This is a genomic window from Microcystis sp. M49636_WE2, assembly GCF_030065375.1.
GTDB classification, from domain to species: domain Bacteria; phylum Cyanobacteriota; class Cyanobacteriia; order Cyanobacteriales; family Microcystaceae; genus Microcystis; species Microcystis aeruginosa_C.
In genome coordinates, this window is the sequence record NZ_JASJFG010000555.1 from 1 (window position 1) to 9,233 (window position 9,233).

Consider the following 9,233-nt stretch of genomic DNA (forward strand, 5'->3'; position numbering starts at 1 on the left):
CTGAAATTCCGTCAATAAACGCCGGAATTCGTCGCCGTCAATGGTTTCCTGTTCAATCAGTATATCCACCAAGCGATCGATCGCCACACGATTGTCAAGGATAAGTTTTGTTGCTAAATCGTGGCATTGCTTGACAAGTTCTCGTACTTGTGCATCAATTTTCGCCCTCATCGCGAAAGAATGGTCGGCATGATAACCAGCACCAGCACCACCGAGATAGGAATTGCCCTCCTCCTCTAGAGCAATCAATCCCAATTCCGACATTCCCAGACGCGTTACCATCTGTCGGGCCAGATAGGTAATTTTTTCAATATCATTACCGGCCCCGGTGGTCACTTCATCCTCACCGAAGACACATTCCTCCGCCACTCGTCCCCCTAATAATCCCGCAATTCGGGCTAATAACTGGGAACGACTGGTTAAACCCTGTTCTTCATCGGGAGTGAACCAAGTTAACCCCTGCGCTTGACCCCGGGGAATCAGAGTGACTTTTTCCACCTGATCGTGGCCGGGACAGAGACTAGCGACAATCGCGTGGCCGACTTCATGATAGGCGATCAAACGCTTGGCTTTACTATCCACTAAAGCGCGCCCTTCCATACCGGCCACAATCCGATCGATCGCATCGTTGACTTCCGCCATGGTAATCGCCTCTTTCCGTCTTCTAGCGGTAAAAATCGCCGCTTCGTTGAGCATATTAGCCAAATCTGCCCCAGTAAAACCGGGGGTGCGCCTGGCGATCGCCTCCAGAGCCACATCAGCAGCCACCTTTTTATCGCGAGAATGGACCTCTAAAATGCCCAAACGTCCCTTAAAATCTGGATAATCCACCACCACCTGTCGATCAAAACGACCCGGACGCAGCAGGGCCGAATCCAAAACATCGGGGCGGTTGGTGGCGGCAATGACGATAATGCCGGTATTTCCTTCAAAACCATCCATTTCCGTCAATAATTGGTTCAGGGTTTGTTCCCGTTCATCATTACCTCCCCCATAACCGACCCCTCTTTGACGACCAACGGCATCAATTTCATCGATAAAAACCAAACAAGGGGCATTTTCCTGGGCTTTTCGGAATAGATCTCGCACTCGCGACGCACCAACCCCGACAAACATCTCCACGAATTCCGACCCGGAGATGCTGAAAAAAGGCACTCCCGCCTCTCCCGCGATCGCTTTAGCCAGTAAAGTTTTCCCCGTCCCCGGAGGCCCGATTAACAGGACTCCTTTGGGGATTTTTGCGCCAATAGCCGTAAATTTTTCCGGTTGTTTGAGGAATGTCACCACTTCCTGTAAATCTTCCTTGGCCTCATCCACCCCCGCCACATCATTAAATTCTATGCCGGTTTTCGCCTCCATCTGAAACCGCGCCCTTGATTTACCGAAGTTCATCGCTTGACCGGAAGCATTGGCAGAACGACGGATAATAAACACCAATAATCCCAAGACGATAATAATCACTAACAGGTTAGTGAGAACATTGATCAGGGCCGAATTGTCAGTGCTAGGGAGAATACCGTACTCAATTTTTTCAGCATCGAGTTTCTTGATTAATTCGGGATTTTGGTCAAATAAATTGACTTCTTTCGGGGGGTCTTTATCCGTTTGACCGACGAGGGTAACTGCTGCCTGCTGCAAAGAAGGATTGATTTCCACCTTTTTTACCTTTCCTTGGTCGATCTTCTCTAACAATTCACCGTAGGTGAGGGTATTTGGGTTTTTTTGACTCCAAGCAGCAGTGACATGGCCAAAGGTTTGCAGAATCATCCAAGTGGTGACAATCCCTTTCCATACTGGCCGATGACCACGATTCTTAGCTGACTTGGCTCTAACTACGGTGAGTGGAGATTTTTGATCCATAATTGACTCTATATCTAGTTACCCTGTATTCATTGTGACAGATCGACTCGATCGTGACCACTGTTCTGTTTGCCCCCAGGCACGACCCTGGGGGCAAATAGTGATGACGGTTTTTTGCTATATTGTATTCAGCTAGGTGGTCTAACAACTGCCTATCCCAATCACTAAAAGTTTAGGGAAGTGGGTTTCGCCCGCTTTTTTTGTTGTCTAAATCATGACCCATCCGCTCATTGCCGACCTGCTGCACCTTGCCACCCCTATCGCTGAAAACTTGGGGCTAGAAGTGGTCGATATCGTTTTCCAAACCAATAAAAGGCCTCCCGTCCTGCGCGTCGATATTCGCAATCTTGCGGGAGATACCGGTTTAGAGGACTGTGAGCAGATGAGTCGGGCCTTAGAAACCGCCCTCGACAGTCAAGAAATCTTACCGGAGGCCTACGTTTTAGAAATATCTAGCCCCGGCATTTCTCGACAACTGAGCAGTGAGCGCGAATTTCAGTCTTTTAAAGGCTTTCCCGTCATCGTTACCGGCCAGGATAGCCAGGGAAAACCGAAAGAATGGCGCGGAAAACTGCAAGGTAGAGATGAGCAATCTATTTATCTTAACCAAAAAGGTCGATCCCTGAGCATCGATCGCACTACCGTCATCAGCGTCCGTTTAGATGAGCGGCGGGATCAAAAGTAAAAAAAAGGACAGGAGACGGTCGCCAGGAGACTGCTTTTATTTATTCTCTCTATTGCCCATTGCCTGTTCCTTATTGCCTATTCCAAGTTCTAACTAATAACTCAAAAGTAAGGAGAAAAATAATTATGGCTACTGTTAATTTGCCCGGTTTAAAAATAATGCTCGAAGAAATTAGCCAACGACATAATCTGCCCAAAAATGCCGTACAAGAAGCCTTGCGTGAAGCACTGCTCAAGGGGTATGAACGTTATCGACGCGCCCAAAGTTTAGAAAAAGCCGCTCAATTTCATGAAGATTATTTCAATAACTTTGATGTGGAATTAGACGTAGAAGAAGAAGGGTTTCGCATCCTTTCGACTAAAACTATTGTGGAAGAAGTGACCAATCCCGACCATCACATCGGTCTTAAAGAAGTGCAAGAAGTGGCCGACGAGGCCCAATTAGGGGATGAAGTAGTTCTGGATGTCACCCCCGACCAAAGAGAATTTGGTCGCATGGCGGCGATTCAAACTAAACAGGTTTTACTGCAAAAACTGCGGGATAACCAACGCAAAATGATTCAAGAGGAGTTCCAAGATCTAGAAGGAACCGTTTTACAGGCCCGGGTCGTCCGTTTTGAAAGACAGGCCGCTATTGTCATGGTACAAAGCACCTATGGTCAACCGGAAGTGGAAGCAGAACTACCCAAACGGGAACAGCTACCCAACGACAACTATCGCGCTAACGCCACCTTTAAAGTGCTGCTCAAAAAAGTCTTAGAAGGTTCTCACCGGGGCCCGCAATTAATCGTTTCCAGAGCGGCGGCGGGTTTGGTAGTATATCTGTTCGCCAACGAAGTTCCCGAAATCGAGGAGGAAATCGTGCGTATTGTCGCCGTCGCCCGGGAAGCCAATCCCCCCTCCCGTCACGTTGGTTCGCGGACAAAAATCGCCGTCGATACCCTAGAAAGAGACGTGGATCCGGTTGGGGCCTGTATTGGGGCCAGAGGTTCGCGGATTCAAGCTGTGGTGAACGAATTGCGGGGGGAAAAAATCGACGTAATTCGCTGGTCTCCAGATCCCGCCACCTACATCGCCAATGCCCTTAGTCCCGCCCGTATCGACCAAGTTTTGTTCACTAATGCCGAAGAAAGACAAGCACTGGTACTGGTGGCACAGGATCAATTAAGTTTAGCGATTGGCAAAGAAGGGCAGAACGTGCGTTTAGCCGCCCGTCTGACGGGCTGGAAAATCGATATTAAGGATATCGCCCTCTATAAAGGCGAACAGGAATTAAAAACCGATGAAAACGACTCAGAAGCGCAGGATTTAGACCAAGAATGAACCCCTTCCTCAATTATCGACGCTGTATTAGCTGTCGTCTCTTCGCTCCGAAAGAATCCTTTTGGCGAATTGTCCGACTACACCCGTCCGGACAGATACAATTAGATCAAGGAATGGGAAGAGCTGCCTATATCTGTCCGCAACCTAACTGCCTGCAATTAGCCAGGCAAAAAAATCGTCTCGGACGCGCCCTAAAAGCCAACATTCCCGAAACGCTCTATGAATCCTTGCAAGAGCGCCTCGGGACTGCCAAGCAAGGTCGTCCAAATCAGGATTAAAATTGACGATCATAGCCACAAAATCGTTAGCATGGAAAGGGGCAGTCCTGACAGGATCAAAAAATCAGCCAACTTATAGGATCACTAACACTTTAGCCGGGGGATAATGGATGAGTAACGCGAAAGTCAGAATTTACGATTTATCAAAAGAATTGAATCTAGACAACAAAGACATTTTGGATATCTGTGACCAGTTGAACATCGAGTACAAGAGCCACAGTAGCACGATCAGCGAAGAGGATGCCCAACGCATCAAAGCGATTGCGGCAAAGGGAGTTATTTCGAGTACCAGTAAAAATAGCACGGGTCAGCGAGAATCGGCTAGTCCTGCCGAAGAAAAAAAACAAAAGATTTTAGCCCTGCATAAACATAACCGCCCCGAAACCGGCGAAGAGGGGCTCAGCCATCTCGGTCAGGCTGGTTCCTCAGCCAAACCGACTTTAATCAGTCCCCCCCGTCCCCCGGTTAAACCCCTCGTCGCTCCCCCAGGGCGGGACGGTGCGGCCGAAAAAACTCCCGCCACGGAGGAGAAGAACGCGGCTACCCCCACCGATGCAGAGATGCTATCTCAGCTCCCCAGTGTTAAAGGAACCCCGACCGAAACCCCGCTAGTCCAGGAAGCAGCCTCCACCTTAATCGCCCCACCTAATCGACCCTCCCTCACCCCGAAACCGCGCCCTGAAACCACCTCGGGCCGTCCAGAACCCCGATCTAAAAATGCCCCTGGCAGTAACGACAGGCCCCGGGGGGAAAAACGCGAGCGCGGCGAGAGCGAAAACGCCCCTAGTCCTGAGCGCAGGGCTGGCTTGGCTAAACCCGAAAAACCGACCCTCAACCGCAAAACCGACGGAAAAAGCCCGAAACTGGGGGAACCAGCCAGAGAAGTGCGGGAGACGGTGGAATTGAAGCGCCCAGTTCGCCCCGGTTTGCCCGCCAAAATCTCGGCTACCGGCGAGGAAGAAACCGATACCACCAAGAAATCTGGTGTTGATGGCACAGAAATCGATACGGATACCGGATTGCTGGGAGCAGACGGGCCCAAAAAACTCAAACGACCGACCATGCCCCCTCGCATGGCCAAAAAATCTACCTGGGAAGAAGAAGAAGAAGAAGAGAAAAAAGCGGCCAAAACCGCCAAAACTGCCGGCAAAAACAAACGCCGCACCCAGGCTCTCTTTGAAGATGACGATGATCTAGAATCGGAACTATCCGGGTTAATCAATACCCCCAGTTTTACCCTTTCCACCGCTCGTCCCCCCAAACCGCCCAGCGCTAAAGCAACCACCCCCGGCGGCCCAACAGCAGTCAAAGTTAAGCGGCCTAGTAAACCAACCGCCCACACCGGCAGTCCGAAAAGCGAGCGCCAAGAACCTCAAGAGGAAAAACGCCCGGAAAGCATCGTCGTCACCGGCAGTCTCACCGTGCGCGACCTCTCGGAATTGATGAAAGTCCCCGAAACCGAGATCATCAGAACCCTATTTTTTAAAGGGATGGCGGTTAATATCACCCAAACTCTCGACGTGGACACGATCGAAATGATCGCCAGGGACTTCGAGATCGCCGTGGAAACCCCCAGCACCCAGTCGGCGGCGATCAAAACCACGGAAATGATCGATGTCTCCGACTGGGAAAGTCTCCAGCGTCGTCCCCCCGTCGTCACCATTATGGGTCACGTTGACCACGGTAAAACCACCCTCCTCGACTCGATCCGCAAAACCAAAGTCGCCCAGGGGGAAGCCGGCGGCATCACCCAGCACATCGGTGCTTACCACGTCGATGTGGAACATAACGGCAAACCGGAACAGATTGTCTTCTTAGATACCCCCGGCCACGAAGCTTTTACCGCCATGCGGGCCCGTGGGGCGAGAGTCACCGATATAGCGGTGCTGGTGGTAGCCGCCGATGATGGCGTACAACCCCAAACGAAAGAGGCAATTAGTCACGCCAGGGCCGCGGAAGTCCCCATCGTGGTGGCGATTAACAAAGTCGATAAACCCTCGGCTAACCCCGACCGGATTAAACAGGAATTGACCGAACAGGGACTGGTGGCCGAAGATTGGGGCGGTGAGACGATCATGGTTCCCGTTAGCGCCCTGCGGGGTGAAAATCTCGATAATCTGCTGGAAATGATTCTCTTGGTGGCAGAAGTGGAGGAATTGGTCGCTAACCCCGATCGCTTGGCCAAGGGAACCGTCATCGAAGCTAACCTCGACCGCACCAAAGGCCCCGTGGCTACCCTGCTCGTCCAGAATGGTACTCTCCGCGTCGGTGATAGCATCGTCGCCGGTTCCGTTTTCGGCAAAATTCGGGCCATGATCGATGATCGCGGTCAAAAAGTCGAAGCAGCCACCCCCTCCTTTGCCGTGGAAATCCTCGGTCTCAGTGATGTGCCGGCCGCTGGCGATGAGTTCGATGTCTATGAAAGTGAGAAAGAGGCCCGATCAATCGCTGATCAACGGGCGATCGAACAACGCAACACCCGTTTACAACAGGCCCTCTCCTCCCGTCGCGTTAGCCTTAGCACCCTCTCTATCCAAGCTCAAGAAGGACAACTCAAGGAACTTAATCTCATCCTCAAGGCAGATGTGCAAGGTTCCGTCGAGGCCATCCTCGGTGCGCTCAAACAGTTACCCCAAAACGAAGTGCAGATTCGGGTTCTCCTCGCCTCTCCGGGGGAAATCACCGAAACCGATGTGGATCTGGCCGCCGCTAGTGGTGCGGTGGTGGTGGGCTTTAATACCACCCTGGCCAGTGGTGCGCGCGCATCCGCTGATCGGGAAGGGGTCGATATCCGCGATTACAATATCATCTACAAGCTTCTCGATGATATTCAAGGGGCGATGGAAGGTCTTCTTGACCCCGAAGAAGTGGAAGAACACCTCGGTTTTGCCGAAGTGCGCGCCGTCTTCACCGTCGGTCGTGGGGCTGTGGCGGGCTGTTATGTCCAATCAGGTAAACTGGTGCGGAATCGCTTCCTGCGCGTGCGTCGCGGCAAGGAAATTGTTTATCAGGGAGTTCTCGATTCCCTCAAACGGATGAAGGAAGATGCCCGGGAAGTGGCCACCGGTTTCGAGTGCGGTGTCGGTGTTTCTAAATTCAATGACTGGAAAGAAGGCGACATTATCGAGGCCTACGAAATGGTCATGAAACGCCGCACTTTATCCAGTTAATTACACTTGAACCGTCGGGAGTCAGTTATCAGTTATCAGTTATCAGTTATCAGTTATCAGTTATCAGTCATAATTCCCCCACTCCCCCACTCCCCCATCTCCCCACTTCATAATTCATAATTCATAATTCATAATTCCCCCACTCCCCCATCTCCCCACTTCATAATTCATAATTTATAATTTATAATTCTCATTTCCCTCTATGAAATCAGAACCTTTTTTGTGGATTCATCTGGCAGGGTTAGCGGCTTTGCCAATCTTTTTACAAATCGCTTGGATTGGTTTAGCTGTGGGCGATCCCTTGCCTTTTCTTTGGCTAGAATGGCTATTTCTGGGAGCGATCGCCATCGTCCCCGTTTTTTGGATGCAGTGGACAAAACCTTTTGATATCTTTAGTCTTTTGTTGGTTGCTCTAAAACCGAGTCAACTCACCCCCGAACAGTTAAAAATTCTCTCTCTTTTTAAACGTCCTCGCCATCGTCTTCTTACTCTTTTGGGAGTCGTCCTCTTAATTCTCATCGCTTGGCCCATCTATAATTTTGCCCCTCTAGCGGCTGCCGTGGCCGCCTATCTCCCCCAATGGCGGCTTTTAGGTTTAGTCATCGCTGCGATCGCTCTCCTCTTAAGTCACCTATTTCTACAGGTTCCTCTGAGTGTTCTGGGGGTTTTAGCCACTAAGGAAAGTGACTGGACAGCCACCGAAGCTTTAGTTATTGAGCGCATTCCTGAGTTATTTACCATTGTTGGTCTAAAAGTTAATAAAATTATCTAAATTAGCCAAAATGCCGACAATTTCGGCTAGGAATGCAGGATTGATCGCCCGTTTAAGGGTTGAATATTCCTGGCATTACGGGGAAAAATCGCGGCCAATTGTTGCAGTTGTTGGGGAGAAATTTTGATCGCATTTTGCCAGACTAACCAGAGAACATCCTCGCTACAGGGAGGAGTGGACAAAGACCCCCGATATTCATAAAAATCGCTATTTTCTGGCAGTAAAAGCCCGGCATTGACCCAAGTATCGGGGATAATCATTTCAGGAGAAGGTTCTTGGGGCAAATAATCCCAAATGGTTTGTAAATAGGGATTAAAAGCGCCGATTTCGGCTAAAATGCCCAAAACTGCTAAATTTCCCTTCCCATTTCGATGCACTAAATGAATTTCTAGAGGGAAAGACTGACCTTTAATCTGATGTTCGCTGGGGTGATGAAAATGAAACTGCAATAAATCCCATTTTTCGCCGTGAAAACTCATGTTTCCACCTTTTTCGGTCTGAACTAAGATTGTACGACCGTTATGGCGAATTTTTAGGGGTACAGGAAGATAATTAAAGGTGGGGTGGTATAGCTCTTTTTCAGACACTATACTCAGATCGATCGGTGTTTGTTGCTTTCCCGTAGTGCAGAGGCGATAATTCCTTGATAATTCGCCCCAATGGTCAATATTTTGATAATTCCAAGTAAATTCTGGATTAATAGCCCCAATAAGAGCCTGAGAGCCTATAAATTGCAGTAATTCTCGTCTATACATGGGATTAAATTTAGCAAACCCTAATTAGAAATTTTCTTGGGGATTTATGCCCAATTCCCGCAGTTTAGCCGCTAATTTTGCGGATTTCTGCCTTTCCTGTTGGACTTGATTTTCTGCTTCTACAGCCCGATTTTCTGCCTGTTGTGCCGCTTCTGCGGGAGTGGGTACTAATTCCCCTTCGGGGGTAAAATAGCGCAATTTATTGGCAGCTAAACCCAAATATAAGCCTAATTGTTGACTCCAGAGCCGTCCCTGAGCATTGGGGGTAATCGGTTGATATTGACCGCTAATTAGAGTAAATCCTTCAAATTCTAGGCTTTCTGGGTCAAACCAAAAATAATCGGGAGTGCGAAATATATCTTGATAAATTTGTTTTTTCTCCTCTCGGTCA

8 protein-coding genes are annotated in these 9,233 nt (G+C 49.6%); 5 read left to right on the forward strand and 3 right to left on the reverse strand.

Going from position 1 to position 9,233, the window contains the following annotated elements; genetic code table 11:
- On the reverse strand, positions 1-1,860 hold a 1,860-nt coding region (gene ftsH / locus PX484_RS12820; protein WP_288104130.1), incomplete at its 3' end, for an ATP-dependent zinc metalloprotease FtsH.
- Between the two features lie 214 nt (positions 1,861-2,074).
- Between ftsH and rimP the strand changes: the two genes are divergently transcribed.
- The 5 genes from rimP (at position 2,075) to PX484_RS12845 (ending at position 8,087) form a co-directional block, all read left to right on the forward strand.
- Positions 2,075-2,545 carry a ribosome maturation factor RimP gene (gene rimP, locus PX484_RS12825; protein ID WP_002801172.1) on the forward strand — a complete coding sequence of 157 codons (471 nt, stop codon included), beginning with the start codon at positions 2,075-2,077 and terminating at the stop codon, positions 2,543-2,545.
- Between the two features lie 125 nt (positions 2,546-2,670).
- Positions 2,671-3,867 carry a transcription termination factor NusA gene (gene nusA / locus PX484_RS12830; protein WP_287766030.1) on the forward strand — a complete coding sequence of 399 codons (1,197 nt, stop codon included), beginning with the start codon at positions 2,671-2,673 and terminating at the stop codon, positions 3,865-3,867.
- Complete coding sequence (locus PX484_RS12835) at positions 3,864-4,145, forward strand: YlxR family protein (RefSeq protein WP_150976468.1); 282 nt, start codon at positions 3,864-3,866, stop codon at positions 4,143-4,145. Before nusA ends, PX484_RS12835 begins: the two co-directional genes overlap by 4 nt.
- Positions 4,146-4,255: 110 nt before the next feature.
- Entirely contained in the window at positions 4,256-7,315 is a 3,060-nt protein-coding gene (infB, locus tag PX484_RS12840) for a translation initiation factor IF-2 (RefSeq protein ID WP_288104133.1), read from the forward strand.
- A 202-nt stretch (positions 7,316-7,517) separates the two neighbouring features.
- Positions 7,518-8,087 (forward strand): low-complexity tail membrane protein, encoded by a 570-nt coding sequence (locus tag PX484_RS12845; protein ID WP_287664765.1) that lies wholly within the window; start codon positions 7,518-7,520, stop codon positions 8,085-8,087.
- A 26-nt stretch (positions 8,088-8,113) separates the two neighbouring features.
- Here the strand turns inward: PX484_RS12845 and PX484_RS12850 are convergent, their stop codons facing one another.
- Complete coding sequence (locus PX484_RS12850; RefSeq protein ID WP_288104135.1) at positions 8,114-8,842, reverse strand: carbonic anhydrase; 729 nt, start codon at positions 8,840-8,842, stop codon at positions 8,114-8,116.
- Positions 8,843-8,866: 24 nt separating this feature from the next.
- Positions 8,867-9,233, reverse strand: a 367-nt coding sequence (locus PX484_RS12855) for a Uma2 family endonuclease (RefSeq protein WP_288104137.1), incomplete at its 5' end; no start/stop codon positions are given.